Genomic DNA, 15,506 nt, shown 5'->3' with positions numbered 1-15,506 from the left:
ATGCCGACCGAGAGATTGTCGATGCGCCGCATCCGCGAACTATTGCGACTGAAGTACGAGAATGGGCTGAGCAGCCGGACGATTGCGGCCTCGCTTGGCATCAGCAAAGGGGCGGTGGGCGCCTATCTTTCCCGCGCCAGGGCGGCCGGGCTGGACTGGCCGTTGCCCGAAGCGATGGACGACACGGCGCTTGAGCGCCGGCTGTTCCCGGGTCAACCGACGGCCGCGGAGGATCGCGGCCCAGAGCCAGACTGGCGCCATGTTGATCGGGAGCTGCGCCGCCCTGCGGTGACGCGCGCCTTGCTGTGGCAGGAATATCGAACCGAGCATCCGGATGGCTACGGCTATTCGTGGTTCTGTGAGCGCTACGAAGCCTGGAAGCAACGGGCATCGCCAACCATGCGCCAGCGCCACGCTGCCGGCGAGAAAGTGTTCGTCGATTACGCCGGCGACACCATCGATGTCATCGAGCCGATCACGGGTGAAGCGCAGGCCATGAAGCTGTTTGTCGGCGCGCTGGGGGCTTCCAGCTATGTCTATGCCGAAGCCCGGCCCAGCGAAGGGCTGGCCGACTGGATCGGCTGCCATGTCGGCATGTTCGCCGCTTTCGGCGGCGTGACGTCGCTGACGGTCTGCGACAATCTGAAAGCGGCGGTGACCAATGCGGATCGCTACGATCCCGGCCTCAACCGCACTTACCAGGACATGGCCCGGCACTATGGCACGACCATCCTGCCGGCTCGCAGCCGCAAGCCGCGAGACAAGTCGAAAGTCGAGGTCTCGGTGCAAATTGCCCAGAGATGGGTGCTGGCGCGTCTTCGCAACCGCCGCTTCTTCAGTCTGGTCGAGCTCAACCAGGCGATCGCGGAACTGGTTGCCGATCTCAATGGGCGGCTCATGCGCGGCTATGGCATGAGCCGGGCGGAGCTGTTTGCCGCTGTGGACGCGCCGGCGCTGAAGCCGCTGCCAGCGGAGCCCTACGCGTTTGCGGTGTGGAAGCGCTGCCGGGTGGCGCCCGATTATCATGTCGAGGCCGACGGCAACTGGTACTCTGTGCCTTGCCGGCTGATCCGCGAACTCGTCGATGTACGCATAGCCGATCGCACCGTCGAGGTCTTCCATAAGGGCGAGCGGGTGGCCAGCCACGCCAAATGCCCTGGCCGCCGCAACCATACAACGGTGGCCGACCACATGCCGAGCGCGCATCGGCGCTACGCCTTGTGGACGCCGGCCCGTTTGACCACCGCTGCTGAGAAGATCGGCCCGTCGACGGCAGCTCTGACCATGGCGATCATGGCTGCCCGCCCTCATCCAGAGCAGGGGTTCCGCACCTGCATGGGCATCCTGGCCTTGCAGAAGACCTATGGCACTGAGCGGCTGGAAGCGGCCTGCCAGCGCGGCAACACCATCCAGGCCAGATCGGTCGCCTCCATCCGCTCCATCCTCAAATCCGGCCTGGACCGCGCTTTCCTTGAGCCGGAACCAGCAAAACCCGTGCGCCACGGCAACATCCGCGGCCGTTCCTACTTCCACTGACCGCAACCGGAGAGAAGAAAATGCTCAACCATCCCACCCATGAACGGCTCATCGCCCTTGGCTTGCCCGGCATGGCCAAAGCCTTCGAGGAACAGAGGGCCTCGCCCGATCTGGCGGCTCTGTCCTTCGAGGAGCGGGTCGGCATCATGGCCGACAGGGAAGTCGCCGAACGTGACACCAAGCGCATGACAGCCCGGCTCAAGTTCGCCGCCTTGCGCCAGAATGCCTGCGTCGAGGATATCGATCTGCGCACGCCGCGCGGCATCGACCGGGCACTCCTGGCCAGGCTTGTCGCCGGCGACTGGATCGGCCGCCACAATAATCTGGCCATTACGGGCCCGTGCGGCGTCGGGAAAAGTTGGCTGGCCTGCGCGCTTGGGCACAAAGCCTGCCGGGATGGGCGATCGGTCTCCTATCAGCGCGTGCCGCGGTTGTTCGAAGCTTTGGCGATGGCGCGCGGAGACGGCCGTCATGCGCGGCTGCTCAAATCCCTCGCACGCGTCGAACTCCTCATTCTGGATGACTGGGGTCTGTCCGGCCTGACCCAGAGCCAGCGCGTCGACCTGCTCGAAATGCTCGAGGATCGCAACGGACGCGCCTCCACGATCGTCACCAGCCAGGTGCCCGTCGAGCAATGGCACGAGATTATCGGGGATGAGCCAACCCTGGCCGACGCCATCCTCGATCGCCTCGTCCACAATGCCCATCGCCTGACCATGACCGGCGAAAGCATGCGCAAAACAGCCGGCAAACAGGCTCTTGACGCCGACCAAAATCCTATGAACTCATAGCAGCCGTCGGTCAGGCTCAAGCTGCCCACGATGCCGTGGAACCACTGCCCACGATCGCCCGGAATGACTGCCCATCATCGCTGGAATGCGCAAGTCGAAAATGGTAGAGCAGATGGTCGAGAGGCTGGCCCGCGATCGTCACGCCGAGGCTGCTCATGTCGGTAAAATCCGACAGCCCCAGTCGGCCGGGCTCGTGCGTCTGGCGGAAGATCACCTCCTGTGCCTCGCCGTGAACAGCCCGCCATGACCGGATACGCCGCTCAAGCGTGCGGCGAATGCCTTCGGACAGTTCCGGATGGCGCCGCAGCATCTCGTCGTAAACGGCGACCGCACGGATACCTGGAGCGGCCTTGAGGAGAGGAACGACCTCCGCGTCGAAGATATGCTCAAGCGGATCCGGGCGACGCCGGCTGCGCGGCGGCCTGCTCTGCGATGGAAGACGTGCGTCCTTCTCGATGCGGTAAGCCGTCGCCCGGCTGATCGACGCCTTTGCGGCGGCGATCTCAACAGAATGCGTTTGTCGGTACTTCATAAAAAGCCTCGTCTGATGATCGGTTACGTGGCGACCCGGCACAAAGGTGATTCTCCATTCCAGAAAACCACCAACGCTACCGGCCCGACCGCGATCATGAGACGCCGAAAAATTGCGCCGCGGCGGGGGTGTAACTGCGGTCGGGCTACGCCCTCCCTACGTCACACCCCCGCCGCAGAGTCTCATCCTGATTGACGCTGAATCTCACCTTGATTGTCGCCGCGCAACCATCCCATGCGCAGAAGGTGGGCGATGCCACGCGCATCCCTGCGATCAGTCTTGACGATCATGGCGGAAAGGGCCGCCTTCACATGCCGTGTCTCCAGCAGCACGACGTCATACCCGGCCTTCGCCAAGCCCGCATACAGCCACTGCGAGAGAGGGCCCGCCTCCAGGCCAATGCGGGTCAGGGGCAGTTCCAGCTCGGTCAGGAAGGCGATGAGCGCCTCGGGCTCGCTCGCCACCTTCGCCTCGCGAACGATCTGCCCTGTCGCGTCGATCACGCAGACGCTGCTGAGTTCCAACGACACGTCGATTCCGGCATAATAGTCCATGGCTGTTCCTCATGATGTTTGGGGCCGATCCCTCGGACCCGTTTCGACACCATCACTCTGAGGGACAGCCGTCCCGCCACGCTACCCCGCTGGCGGCAGGCCCAGTACGACATCTAGTCAACACCCTGCGTCCAGCACCTACCGGCGCACAGGTCTCCTAGCACTACTTTGGCAGAATTGATTTTGGGATCATTTGGAGCCTGATACGGCAGTGTGGACATCGTTGTCGTGGATGGTGGTTTGAGAGCGCGGCTATGACTGCGCGCCGAATAGCTGGCAGTGTCGGTTTAGGCGGGCCGTGTCTCTTCCTTTTTTTCCCGCTTTACCTTGTGCAGGCGCTGATGTTGCAGGAAGGCATAGGCAATCATCGTCATCAGGGCGTGTCGGTGAAGGCCTTGCCATGACCGGCCTTCGAAGTGATCGAGGCCGAGTTCTTCTTTCATTTGCTGATGGGCCTGCTCGCAGACCCATCGAGCCTTGATGGCCGTCGCGAGAGCTTTCAAAGTCGTCTCTGCCGGCAGATTGGAGAGATAATATTTGCGTTCGTCGTTTGAACGCCATTCACCGACCAGCCAGGCCTCTTCGCCCGGCATATGCTGCTGTCCCTTGTCGAGGATACGTTGCGGACTGCCATCAGCGATCCGAATGCGGACGGCAGCAAAGCGCGCGGCCAATCGACCTTTCGTGCCACGACGCCAACTGACTTTCTTCCATGTTGAACCTGCAAAGATCGTTTCGGCTGCTGTCGATAGCGTATCGGGGATGGAATGTTTACGCGGTCTTCCATGGCCGGCGACAGGAAAGATCAATGCGACATCATGGGGATAGACCTTCTGATGCTTGGGAATGCCGACGGCCCAGGTGAGGCCCCGCGCACTCAAGCCCTGGCGAAAAGCGGCTGATAGACCATAGCCTGCGTCAGCCAGCACAGTGCCGAACCGCATGCCTACTGCGATCAGCCGATCGATCTCGTCGAGTGCGATCTCCGGCTTGGTTCTGGAAATCCGCATCGGCTCGGGAACACCAGCTTTTGCCATCCGATCGTGATCACTGGCCCAGCTTTCGGGCAGGAACAGACGCAAACCCACTGGGATGGGGACCTCGTCGCGTGCTAACGTCAACGACACCAGCGTCTGACAATTGGCTCTCTTGCCCAGCATCGACGCATATTGCGGCGCGACCCCAACAGAATGGTCGCCCTTCTTCGGAAGACCTGTATCGTCGATCACCAGAAATGCATCTGGAGCCCCGACGATCTTGTCAGCCTGCACGGCCAATTCTGCCTCAAGTGGACCAGCCTCCCAAATGCCATCAGAGATGAAGTGATGGAGGCGATCATAATGATCGGGCGCAAGTCGCCCCGCCATCGGCTCGATGCTCTTGCGATCTCCCGGACCGATCAGGCCGGAAATATAAATCGGGCACATCTTCCGCCGCTTCTTGTGACCAAGCTTCTCCACGAACGGCTTCAGCCAATCCGTCAGTGCAACATCCTGCTCCACCATCCATCGCACCCCTGTTGAAGTGCCAAAGATGGCCGATCATCGTTAATCGAGGATTAATCTGCCAAAGTAATGCTTCTGTAATGGGCCTTTGATCGTCAAGTCCCTCTGAACGATATCTCGTCGCCAGGATCATGCTTCTGTCCGTGGTCAGCACGAAGGCTGCCACACCATGCCATCAGATCCTCAAGCCGGCAGGTCAATCTAGGAAGCGTGATTTGCCGAGGCAATCACAGCACTACACACGACCTTGCCAAGCCTGCGTCCCGGCGACGGGACCCCAACAGAGCCGGCCTAACCTGACCGACCCAATCTCATTTCTACTCTCAAGCGGCCACGTGCACGGCGCTCCACCGGAAGTCGGTCGCGTCGATCCACATGCGATGGAGCACGACACCCAGCTTGCGGGCGAGCGCCACCTTCGCGCGCTTCATTCCGCGCCGCCGCGCAACTTTCAGCCCCCACTGTTTGAGGCCGGAGAAGCGCGTCGCCCGCGTCAGCATGATATGTGCTGCTTCGAACAAGGCGGTGCGTACCATGGCGTCGCCAATTTTCGTGACACCGCCATCCCGGTCGGTTTCCCCGGACTGATATTTCTTCGGCGTCAGACCGAAGTATGCGCCGACGGTGCTGGATTTCCCGAAGCGTGTCGGGTCGTCCACTGCCGAGCGGTATGTCAGCGAAACCAGCGCACCGACGCCGGGCACCGACATCAGTCGGTGGCAGATCGCGTCGGCCCGAGCGATCCGGAGCATCTCCCGATGAAGCTTTGTAAACTCGCTCCATAGCGTCGCTCGCGCCGCCAACATTCCGCCGATCACCGTCGAGAGTGTGGCGTGTCCCGCGATCAGGTTCTGGATACGCGCCTCGAACCGCCCCCGGCTGACCTCACCGACCTTCAATCCATAGCCCCGCAAGATGCCGCGGATGCTGAGCTCGACATCGAGCAGCTTGCCCTGGAGGAGCTTACGCCCGACGAGCAACGCTCGTGTGTCCTGGGCCGCTGACGACTTCGCATGGACCGGCCGATACCATCCCATCCGCAGCAGTTGCGCGATGCCCCGCGCATCCTTCCGGTCAGTCTTCACCGTCATCGCTGAAAGCGCCGCCTTCACGTGCCGCGTTTCCAGCAAAACCACGTCACGGCCGGCAGCCAAGAGCGCTGCATGCAGCCACTGCGATAGCGGGCCGGCTTCGAGACCGATCCGGGAAACAGGCAATCCGAGCAATTCGAAATACCCAACCAAGGCCTCCGGCTCGCTGACGAGCTTCACCTCGCGAACCACTTTTCCAGTCGTATCGACGACGCACACGTTGCTCTCTTTCAGAGAGACATCGATTCCTGCATAATGCTCCACGGCTGTTCCTCTCATGATGCTTGAGGCCGATCGCTCGAACCTCGTTTCAACAACATCATTCTGAGGGACAGCCACACAGCATGGCTACTCTTGAGACACCGGCCCATTACGGCATCTAGGGCCAAGACTCATAACCAGCAGCTGATGGTCGCGGCGGTGCAGACTGCGGAAAGCAAATTGGTCGCGAGGCGATCGTAACGCGTGGCAACCCTTCGAAAGTACGTGCACGATCCCGCTGATCACCCGCCAATCATCGACGCGCGGCTTGCCTCTCGTATCGTTCGGCAAATGGGGTGCAATCCGCGCGAATTGCTCGTCTGTCAGCCAGAAACAGTCCCGATTCATTCGTAGCCTCCTGTCGGAAGCCGTGAATCACAAATCGCCTAACCAGCAAACCACTTTTATGGGTCCGGACCCTAGGTAGCCAACCAGGCTAGGCTTTTGATGTCACGCGACGGGTCGGCTGCCATTTCCGGCGGGACATCAATGTCGGCTCCGATTAACCTTCGTGCGAGGACATGGTCAGCCGGGCGACCCACGGATTCTACAACGGCGAGCTTCGACCCGCGATAGCCAAAGACGGAGAATGCGTGCGAGTCTGGCTCTCCACGCATTACCCAATGATCAACCCCGTGGGATAGCCCGACGATCTGAAGCCTCAACTTGCCCTGCTCACTCCAGAACCACGGAACCGCAGCATAAGGTTCGTCCGTCCCGTTTGAAAGACTCAACGCGACATGGCGAGCCTGATCGGTAGCATTCTGCACGGATTCAATTCGCACGGAGTTCAACGCGAAGCGGCTTGGATGATTCGCGCAGTCGCCTATGGCGGAAATGCGAGGGTCGGCTGTGCGAAGACGCTCATCGACGACGATACCATTGTTGACCGGTAAGCCAGCCTCGGCTGCCAGTTCGGTGTTCGGTATGACGCCAATTCCGACTAGCACCAAATCGGCTCTTATAATGTCGCCGTTGTCACACTCAACAGCGCTGACATGACCGGCTTCACCCAACAGCTTCACGACGCCGCTACGGAAGCGAAACATCACACCATTTTGCGCGTGCGCTCGAGCGAAGACAGCCGATACTTGCGGTGATGCCACACGCTGCATAGCTCTTTCGGCCGCCTCCACGACGGTTACCCGGTGGCCACGTTTCGCGGAATGAGATGCGAGTTCGAGACCGACAAATCCCGCACCGACGATCACGACATCTTCCGCATCGAGAAGCAATGAACGAACATACTCGGCATCGGCAATCGTCCGGAGACCGACGACGCCCTTCAACTGCGCGCCAGGGACTTGCAAGGCCCGGTTGCGTGAGCCTGTTGCAATCACGAGCCGGCTGAATGACCGATTTTTTCCTTTCGACGTAACGATCTTGCCTGCTTGCCGATCTATGGCCTGAACCAAAGTGCTGTTCTCAAAGTCGATCCTGTTGCTTTCAAGAAACTCCTGCGGACGAAAGTGGAGGCTCTCTGGCGCTGCACCGTCATTGAGATACGACTTCGATAAAGGTGGGCGTTGATAAGGCAGATGGTTTTCGTCGCTGATGATGAGAAGTGGCTCCGCAAAACCTGCCTGCCTCAATGAGGCCGCCACCTGGAACCCGGCTTGCCCGCCTCCGACGATGACGACAGGTTGATGCTTGCTACTGCTGTCCAATTTGCATCAATCCTGCAGAGCTTCGTCGCGTTTGCGACGGATGGCTGGAAAGGCAACCAGCAGAACTGCCGCGACCGAAAGCGCTAGCAATGTCGCGCTGATCGGGCGCAGCAGAAATACCGTGGCGTCGCCGCGCGAGATGAGCATCGCACGACGCAAATATTCTTCCATCATCGGACCCAGGATCATTCCCATGAGGAGCGGCGCGGGCTCTGCATCCAGTCTCCGGAATATGAAACCCATGAATCCAAAGATCACCATCACGTATATATCGACTTGGCTCCCGCCAATAGTGAAGACGCCGATGGCGCAGAACACCATGATCGACGGGAAGAGATATTTGTAAGGGATCGTCAGCAGACGAACCCAAATACCGATCAGCGGCAGATTGAGAATGACAAGCATAAGGTTGCCAATCCACATCGATGCGATCATGCCCCAGAACAGCGCGGGTTGCTCGCGTACGACGGCCGGGCCGGGCTGCACTCCGTGCATGATCATTGCGCCTGCCATCAACGCCATGATGACATTGGAGGGGATCCCGAGCGTGAGCAACGGAATGAAAGATGTCTGGGCGCCAGCGTTATTAGCCGATTCTGGACCGGCCACGCCTTCGATTGCGCCACGACCAAAACGGCTAGGGTCCTTCGAGAGCTTTTTTTCTATCGCATACGATGCAAACGAAGACAGCAGTGCGCCGCCTCCTGGGAGTATGCCAAGGATCGTGCCGATGACGGTCCCTCTGAGGATCGGCGACGTGATCTGGCGCATTTCCTTCCGGCTCGGCAACATGCCGCCGAGAGCTGCCTTGTATGCGGTTCGCTCACCCTCGTTGGCCTGAAGATTATGAATGATTTCTCCCAGTCCAAACATTCCCATCGCTACAGGAATGATTCCAATTCCATCCGAAAGTTCCGGTATACCAAATGCAAAACGGTTCGCTCCCGATGTCACGTCGATTCCAACGATGCCGATGAGAAGACCCAGGAGAATCATCCCAAGTGCGTTGACGAGGGAGCCGTGCGCCAATACGGCGGATGCGATAAGGCCGAGAACCATCAGCGAAAAGTACTCGGGCGCGCTGAAAAGAAGTGCCGTTGAAGAAAGCGCTGGCGCGAACATCGCGATCACCAGGGTGGCGACTGATCCAGCAAAGAAAGAGCCGAGTGCAGCGGTGCTGAGCGCGAGGCCCGCTTTACCTTGCCGGGCCAGTTGGTAACCGTCAATTGCCGTCACAACAGACGAGGATTCGCCTGGAAGATTGACCAGGATTGCCGTGGTCGATCCACCGTACTGGGCGCCGTAATAAATGCCTGCCAACATGATTAGCGCGGCGGTCGGATCGAGCGCGAAGGTTGCCGGCAGGAGCATGGCGATGGTCGCAGCGGGGCCAAGACCTGGGAGGACACCGATCAGCGTGCCCAGAAAGCACCCGACAAAACAATACAGGAGATTTTGTCCCGTGGCCGCAGTCTCGAATCCGAGAACGAGATTTTGCAGCAGATCCATCATTATACTCCGTTCTCGAACCAGCTCCCGAGGATCGGAATGGGCTGGCCCAATGCATAAACGAAAACAAAAGCACTAGCACCGGCGAGGATAGCGGCGAGGAGGAGTGTCTGGTGAAGCTTCAGTTGCCTGTCCGCTGCGGTGCCGACCACGACCATGAGAATGATCGAGATGATCAATCCTGCGGGCCGGATCAGGAGACCAAATAGTAGCGTTCCGCCAAGTATGAGAGCCAGCGGCCTTATCGCGATCGACAGGAGGCTATCGCGGGGACCAAGGGTGCTCCGGACCAACAGGACAGCCGCCAGTCCGACAAGGCCCCCCCCCAGCATGATTGGGAAGAAACCCGGTCCCATGATCCGGGTCGTACCGAACGGGTAACCCCTCGCGATCAGAATTCCTGTCAAGCCCACGACGAGGAAAATCAAACCAAGAATGAGGTCTTTGGGCCGATTGATCGACATACGTTTCTCGCTTCGGTCGGGAGGAAATCGTCGGCCGCCACCTTGGTAAGGCGACCGACCGGGTTTATTCCGGCTGAACTCCAGCTTCCTTCGCGGCCTCGCTCCAGCTTTGAAGCTGAGTCCGTACCCATTGATCCACATCTACCGGTGTCGCGGCCTCGACCGTGCTGTTCTTCAGCTTCTCGATTGTTGCAGTGTCGGCAAGGGCAGCACCGATGTGCTCGGCCAGCCATCGTTTCGCCTCATCGGGCATGCCCTTGGGCCCCGCGAGCCCGGTCCAACCGGTGAGCTTGATGGACGGCAATCCGAGTTCCTTCAACGCTGGAACGTCGGGCAGCAGCCTGGAGCGCTCGTCGCTCAGCATCGCTAAGGCGCGAGCTTTTTCTCCTTTGATGATGCCAACAGCGGCAGCCGAGTCGACGACCATATAGTCGAGCTGACCACCGAGCAGATCAGTCAACGCCTCTTGGGATGACTTGTAGGAAACTCCCAGAGCATCGATGTCAGACAGCTTGTGAAATTTAGCGCCGAAAATGCGAGTACTTCCGCTGGCGAACCCGTAGGTCAGCTTGCCCGGATTCGCCCTGATATCCTTTATCAGCGACTGGATCGTGTCGTATTTCGATGTTGATGGGACGAGCACCGTGAAGGGAATATAGGTCATCGTAATGACATGCGAAAAATCGTTTAACGGGTCGTACGTAGCTGACTTGGAGAGTGATGGCGCGAGCGAATGTGAGGACGTTCCGGTCATCAGGACCGTATAGCCATCGGCGGGTGCCCTGAGCAGCGCCGTCGCCCCGATGACGCCGAGCGCTCCCGCGCGATTCTCGATGACGAAGTTTGCAGCCGTCTGCTTGTGAACCTCGTCGAGCACGATCCGGGTCGCAATATCGCTGCCCGTCCCTGGACCGAATGGCAAGATCACCTTGATAGGCTGAGCCGGATAGTCCGCCGCGGCAGCCGGAACTGCGAGCGCGCCCAAGGCGAGCGCACCCACAATGATACGTGAAATCATACTTTCCTCCAGATTTGACCGCAGTCCATTGGGGACGTTGGGAGCAGGTCTTCTTTATCGAGACTGTACGGAACAGCAGTCTTTTCCGAAGCGCATTCTGGTTCACCTATCATCGGATAGGCCTTTAGCGGGTGGCTGAGGTGTAGTTGCCGGGCTCTGTCCCCGTTCGGCGAGTACTGCTTCGATCATACGGCCGGCCTCGGACGCAGCAGGGAGTCCGACATAGACCGAAAGGTGAATGACCACCTCCTTAAGCTCGTCTATTGTTGATCCATTATTCAAGGCGCTGTGGATGTGCATCCTAAGCTGCGGCCAGAGCCCCAGTGCAGTGAGCGAGGCGATGCAGAGCAGGCTGCGGGTCTTGAAATCGAGCCCCGTCCGGTTCCAGATGGTCGCAAAGGCGTATTCTTCTGATATGCGTTGAAAATCTGAATTGAAGGTATTTCGGGAGGCATCGCGTGCAGCAAAATTGCTCTCGCCGATGAGGCGCCGTAGGATCTTGCGTCCCGTCTCGCTTAGACTGGTCATATCAAACTCGTTGGCTGTTACTTGAACTTCGATTATTCTTCAGGACACTAGGTTTGCTCGCCTTCCTAAGGATAGGAGTTGGCCTACCCTACTAGATTAAACGGTAACTGAGAAATCAAAGCACGGAGACCAAAGTGAGCCAAGCCATCTCTGACATCGGATTCGTTGGTCTCGGCAATATGGGCGGCGCCATAGCTGGTCGGCTACTATCGTCGGGCGCGGCTCTTCATGTCTACGATTCGGATGCCGCAACGCTCGAACGATTCTCGGGCCTAGGCGCTTTCTCACATTCATCACCACAAGGTGTTGCTGACGCGGCCGATGTTGTTTTCACCTGTCTTCCCCACCTCGCTGCGTGCAGGGAGGTTACGCTGGGCGGGTCAGGATTGGTGAAGGGATCGAGGATACGTGTGTTTGTCGAAATGTCGACTGTCGGACCTAACCACTTACGAGATTATGCGGACATTCTCAGCAAATCAGGCATCCGGACGTTAGATGCGCCCGTATCGGGAGGCGCCTCTGCCGCGAGAAGCGGATCGCTGACCATCATGACGGCTGGCGAGGAGGCGCTGCATGCGCTCCTCGAACCGATCCTGTCCAGGATCAGCACGTCTGTCATCGCTATCGGAGATCGGCCCGGTGACGCTCAAACCATGAAGCTCGTCAACAACCTGCTAGCCGCAGCGAACATGGCTACGGCTTTCGAGGCCCTGACACTCGGGTGCAAGCTTGGGCTGTCTCCGACCCGAATGGCTGATGTCGTCATGCGCAGCAGCGGTGCCAGTACCGGATTCACCCGTCGTCGGATCGATGCGATCACATCGCGCCGCTTCGACAACGGCGGAAAGATCGCCCTGCTCGAGAAAGATATCGCGCTCGCTTTTGAGCAAGCCGAACAAGCAGGCTTTCCCATCCATGACATGCCTGCCCTCAGCGGGATGGCCAAGCTTTGGGAGGCTGCCGGGGAGGCAGGAATGTCGGGTGATGACGTCACAGCGCTGGTCAAGTTGGTTGAGCGGGCGGCAGGTATCGAGGTACGGGAAGACGCAGCTCGATCTTGAGACCCCAGCCACCTGTCATGTCTGGCTTTCAGGAAGGAAAACTGTCACGTTATCGTGATTCTTTTCAATCACCAACTGGCAGCACAGGCGACTAAACTCTGTGCGCGGCGCGGTTGTCATTTCAAGCATTTCGTTCTCGATTTCCGAGGGCGGCGGAAAGAGGCCCGCATCCTCCGGTAAAACATATGCGTGACAGGTGGCGCACATGAGCGCGCCTCCACATTCCGCGACGATGCCATCGATTCCATTCCTGACCGCAATCTGCATAACGGATTGGCCCGGTGTGGCTTCAATGTGATTGGATGATCCGTCCTGATTAACATAAGTAACTTGGGGCATTGTAGCTCTCGGAACTGTTGATCTGAGGTCACGCATCGGCTGCGTGGCGCACCTTATGGACGGTATAGTGCGGATCTGCTGCCCCGGCCGCACCTGCTGAAAGATAGGTGACGCGTTGCCCAAAACGGCTGCCTTGTAGGGAAAGTTTCGCGCCCGTTCCGACGGGCGCCCTGCGCATCGGTTTGCGTGCCGGGGATCAGGAGAGAAAGATGACGTTTGACTTGGCTGAGAGCTACTTGGACACTGTTGATACCGATCCTCATCCGTTTTACGAGGAGTTGCGCTCACGAGGAGATGTCGTGTGGGATGACCGGATGAATGCATGGTTGGTCGTCGGCGCAGAAGCCCTCAAGGCTGTAATGATGGACGACTCGACTTTCGCGCAACCTTATCTCTCCATGAAGGCGGGAGAAGGTTACCGGGCTCTGCGTCTTAACAATCCTCGCTCATTCCAGTTTTTGACCGGAGACCTGCACCGGGCGATGCACCGCTGGTGGCTTCGGGAACTACTGTCTCCCCAATGGGTCGCTCGTTACCGGGAGGATGTCGTCGTTCCGGTTGTAAAGGAGCTTCTGGATGGCCTGGAGAAGCGGGATACGTTCGATATCGTGGATGACTACGCGGAGCGCATCCCTGTCGCCATCTTTGCGCGTTTGATGGACTTGCCGGATCGCAGCCCCGAACAGCTCGCTATCATCAAGGGCCTGAACGACCGTATCGCCGAGTTCGCAAACGTCGCTAACTCCCTCCAGCTCGAGGGCGAGGCTTCCGCCGAAGCCAAAGCAATTCAGGAGCGAGCCGTCGCCGCGGCAGAAGTACTGAATGCGATGCTCCTTCCATTGGCAAAGGAGCGGAAGGCGGGCACAGGCACCGATTTCATCAGCCGCCTTTGGGCCGGCGGCAAAACAATCTTCCCGGACTGGAATGAGACAGACACTCTCGACGCGTGTCGACGATTGCTATTCGCGGGCTCGGACACGACGACTCTGTCGATCGCCAACGGGTTCAACATGCTGCTCACGGATCCTAAGCTCTTGAATAACGTTCGAAGTGGTGATTCCGCCACGACGAGCCGATTCGTTGAGGAAGTTCTGCGCCTGAATGGCAGCGTGCAGTTCCGTCCTCGCCGGGCAACCGTCGATGCCGAGCTCGGTGGCCAGAAAATCGCGAGTGGCGATATGGTCATCTCTATCCTTCAGGCGGCCAACCGGGATCCGGCGCAGTTTCAGTGCCCCCACGCGGCCGATCTCGATCGGAAGAATGGTCGAACGCACTACACATTCAACACCGGGCCGCGCTCCTGTCCGGGTGCGAATCTTGCTCGTGCTGAATTAATCGAAGCGATAGGCCAGGCTCTGGAGCGCTTTCCAAACCTCGCCTTGGTGCCCGGCAATAAACCAGCGTTGAAGGGCTTCATGTTCCGTTCATACCGCCCAATATGGGTGAAGCAGCGACGCTAGAGAGCTTGCATGTCCGCAGTCTCAAGATGTGCGCATTACCCCGCGAGCTTGCCGGGACGTCAGAAGTCGATCCGCACGCCAAGATCGATCCATCAAATGCCTGGTTCAATCTCCCTCGCTTGGTGCATCAGACGGATAGAGGAGGGGCAAAACGAATCCCTGAAGCTGACTGGTGAACCAGCGCGGTCGCCTGTACGACCTATCACGACATCGTACCTCAGGCGCCTGTAAAAAGCAGAGTTTCTGGTTCGTTCTGGCTTAGCGTGTCACGCCCTTATCAACCAAAGACAGCTACAGCTGATTTAATGATGATACCGCCATCCGGGTTGCGGCGCATCTGACGTCCCGTGGCGGTGCAAAAACATTCGGCAATTGCATCGCCGGCGGCACCCGTGACCAGTGAGTTTTCAAGATTTCCCGACCACTACGGGTTCTCCGGATGACACTTCCGGTGACCATCCGCTGGGACCAGCGAAATCCGATTTCATGGAAATACAGATCGGCATGTTGCGGACTGGTGTGGTGAAAAACGCCAGCGATGGTCCGTCGAACGCGGGAATTGTAGCCCTCTACCGAATTGACGTGGACAGTGCCGCGAACATATTCGTGACTGGAATGCTTCACCGTCTCATGCCTGGGAAAACTCTCGCCAAGGCCATGAATGCCTTCGCTTTATCACTCATCAAATGGGCGTTGGGCTTGATCTGCGGTTCAATCGCACGTTCGGCCGCGCGCGACGAAAGACCGGTCACGACCGCGGCACGCGCTTCACCGGCCGGAGTTCCGGGTGTGACGTCGGTCAGTCGCTGCACCATCGCCATGACCGGTGTTTTATCTGTCTTCACCCGACCTTTCCGGCCCCGTCCCGGAGGTGGCTCATCCGGCTCCTTTCTGGATCTTCCTCCGATAGAAAGGGTGGGTCTCTACCGTGCCAGCAAGCATGTTCTCTCGCGCCACCATAAGGCGTAGCGCATGTCCCATCCGCCAGGCCGTGGGCTGGCTTACCCCAAGCGTCTCGGCCAGACGTACCGAGGACAATCCTTTATCCGATTGCAGCAGCAGCCACATCGCTTTCAGCCAGACACGCAAGGGCAATTTGGTCGCGTGCAGCGGGGTGTAGGTCGTCACGGTAAACTGGAACCGGCAATCGCCACTCCGCCCCCCGGTTTATCTGCCTATCGGTCGATAGG

The 15,506-nt window shown here is 59.1% G+C and carries 12 protein-coding genes and 4 pseudogenes; 4 read left to right on the top strand and 12 right to left on the bottom strand.

The window, feature by feature from the left end; translation table 11 throughout:
- Both istA and istB read left to right on the top strand, forming a co-directional pair.
- Entirely contained in the window at window positions 1-1,536 is a 1,536-nt protein-coding gene (gene istA, locus KIO74_RS30115; protein ID WP_213339499.1) for an IS21 family transposase, read from the top strand.
- 20 nt (window positions 1,537-1,556) lie between these two features.
- Entirely contained in the window at window positions 1,557-2,327 is a 771-nt protein-coding gene (gene istB, locus KIO74_RS30110) for an IS21-like element helper ATPase IstB (protein WP_213339498.1), read from the top strand.
- 22 nt (window positions 2,328-2,349) lie between these two features.
- Here the strand turns inward: istB and KIO74_RS30105 are convergent.
- From KIO74_RS30105 to KIO74_RS30060, 10 genes and pseudogenes are all read right to left on the bottom strand, one after another.
- Window positions 2,350-2,901 (bottom strand): annotated as a pseudogene (locus KIO74_RS30105) (IS21 family transposase); the annotation flags it as partial.
- Window positions 2,902-3,080: 179 nt separating this feature from the next.
- Window positions 3,081-3,413: pseudogene (locus tag KIO74_RS30100) on the bottom strand (IS110 family transposase); the annotation flags it as partial.
- Window positions 3,414-3,700: 287 nt separating this feature from the next.
- Window positions 3,701-4,918: an IS701 family transposase gene (locus KIO74_RS30095; protein ID WP_213339496.1), complete on the bottom strand. Its 1,218-nt coding sequence runs from the start codon at window positions 4,916-4,918 to the stop codon at window positions 3,701-3,703.
- Window positions 4,919-5,241: 323 nt separating this feature from the next.
- A complete protein-coding gene (locus tag KIO74_RS30090) occupies window positions 5,242-6,273 on the bottom strand; it encodes an IS110 family RNA-guided transposase (RefSeq protein WP_213332749.1) in 1,032 nt (343 codons plus the stop codon).
- 180 nt (window positions 6,274-6,453) lie between these two features.
- Window positions 6,454-6,618, bottom strand: a pseudogene (locus tag KIO74_RS30085) (transposase); the annotation flags it as partial.
- Between the two features lie 71 nt (window positions 6,619-6,689).
- Window positions 6,690-7,937, bottom strand: a complete 1,248-nt coding sequence (locus KIO74_RS30080) for an NAD(P)/FAD-dependent oxidoreductase (RefSeq protein WP_213339494.1) — start codon at window positions 7,935-7,937, stop codon at window positions 6,690-6,692.
- Between the two features lie 6 nt (window positions 7,938-7,943).
- Window positions 7,944-9,446, bottom strand: a complete 1,503-nt coding sequence (locus KIO74_RS30075) for a tripartite tricarboxylate transporter permease (RefSeq protein ID WP_213339558.1) — start codon at window positions 9,444-9,446, stop codon at window positions 7,944-7,946.
- 2 nt (window positions 9,447-9,448) lie between these two features.
- The gene (locus KIO74_RS30070; RefSeq protein WP_213339493.1) at window positions 9,449-9,910 is read right to left on the bottom strand and encodes a tripartite tricarboxylate transporter TctB family protein; all 462 of its coding nucleotides are present in this window, start codon (window positions 9,908-9,910) and stop codon (window positions 9,449-9,451) included.
- Window positions 9,911-9,974: 64 nt separating this feature from the next.
- Entirely contained in the window at window positions 9,975-10,928 is a 954-nt protein-coding gene (locus KIO74_RS30065; protein WP_213339492.1) for a Bug family tripartite tricarboxylate transporter substrate binding protein, read from the bottom strand.
- Between the two features lie 102 nt (window positions 10,929-11,030).
- Complete coding sequence (locus tag KIO74_RS30060; RefSeq protein WP_213339491.1) at window positions 11,031-11,456, bottom strand: carboxymuconolactone decarboxylase family protein; 426 nt, start codon at window positions 11,454-11,456, stop codon at window positions 11,031-11,033.
- 134 nt (window positions 11,457-11,590) lie between these two features.
- Here KIO74_RS30060 and KIO74_RS30055 point away from each other — a divergent pair, with 134 nt between their 5' ends.
- Window positions 11,591-12,517 carry an NAD(P)-dependent oxidoreductase gene (locus KIO74_RS30055; RefSeq protein ID WP_213339490.1) on the top strand — a complete coding sequence of 309 codons (927 nt, stop codon included), beginning with the start codon at window positions 11,591-11,593 and terminating at the stop codon, window positions 12,515-12,517.
- 15 nt (window positions 12,518-12,532) lie between these two features.
- Here the strand turns inward: KIO74_RS30055 and KIO74_RS30050 are convergent, their stop codons facing one another.
- A complete protein-coding gene (locus tag KIO74_RS30050) occupies window positions 12,533-12,856 on the bottom strand; it encodes a 2Fe-2S iron-sulfur cluster-binding protein (RefSeq protein WP_213339489.1) in 324 nt (107 codons plus the stop codon).
- Window positions 12,857-13,065: 209 nt separating this feature from the next.
- Between KIO74_RS30050 and KIO74_RS30045 the strand changes: the two genes are divergently transcribed.
- Window positions 13,066-14,316 (top strand): cytochrome P450, encoded by a 1,251-nt coding sequence (locus KIO74_RS30045; protein ID WP_213339488.1) that lies wholly within the window; start codon window positions 13,066-13,068, stop codon window positions 14,314-14,316.
- A 277-nt stretch (window positions 14,317-14,593) separates the two neighbouring features.
- Here KIO74_RS30045 and KIO74_RS30040 read toward each other — a convergent pair.
- Window positions 14,594-15,471: pseudogene (locus tag KIO74_RS30040) on the bottom strand (IS1595 family transposase); the annotation flags it as partial.
- Window positions 15,472-15,506: the final 35 nt, after the last annotated feature.

This window comes from Chelatococcus sp. HY11 (assembly GCF_018398335.1).
Lineage (GTDB): Bacteria > Pseudomonadota > Alphaproteobacteria > Rhizobiales > Beijerinckiaceae > Chelatococcus.
Note: the sequence above shows the minus strand (reverse complement) of the source record. Positions and strands in the feature narration are given on the sequence as shown.

Bases quoted from the DNA above. Each gene is read 5' to 3' on its own strand.
- KIO74_RS30065 (WP_213339492.1), bottom strand. From the start codon at position 10,928: ATGATTTCACGTATCATTGTGGGTGCGCTCGCCTTGGGCGCGCTCGCA.
- KIO74_RS30045 (WP_213339488.1), top strand. From the start codon at position 13,066: ATGACGTTTGACTTGGCTGAGAGCTACTTGGACACTGTTGATACCGAT.
- KIO74_RS30070 (WP_213339493.1), bottom strand. From the start codon at position 9,910: ATGTCGATCAATCGGCCCAAAGACCTCATTCTTGGTTTGATTTTCCTC.
- istB (WP_213339498.1), top strand. From the start codon at position 1,557: ATGCTCAACCATCCCACCCATGAACGGCTCATCGCCCTTGGCTTGCCC.
- KIO74_RS30060 (WP_213339491.1), bottom strand. From the start codon at position 11,456: ATGACCAGTCTAAGCGAGACGGGACGCAAGATCCTACGGCGCCTCATC.
- istA (WP_213339499.1), top strand. From the start codon at position 1: ATGCCGACCGAGAGATTGTCGATGCGCCGCATCCGCGAACTATTGCGA.
- KIO74_RS30075 (WP_213339558.1), bottom strand. From the start codon at position 9,446: ATGGATCTGCTGCAAAATCTCGTTCTCGGATTCGAGACTGCGGCCACG.
- KIO74_RS30050 (WP_213339489.1), bottom strand. From the start codon at position 12,856: ATGCCCCAAGTTACTTATGTTAATCAGGACGGATCATCCAATCACATT.
- KIO74_RS30095 (WP_213339496.1), bottom strand. From the start codon at position 4,918: ATGGTGGAGCAGGATGTTGCACTGACGGATTGGCTGAAGCCGTTCGTG.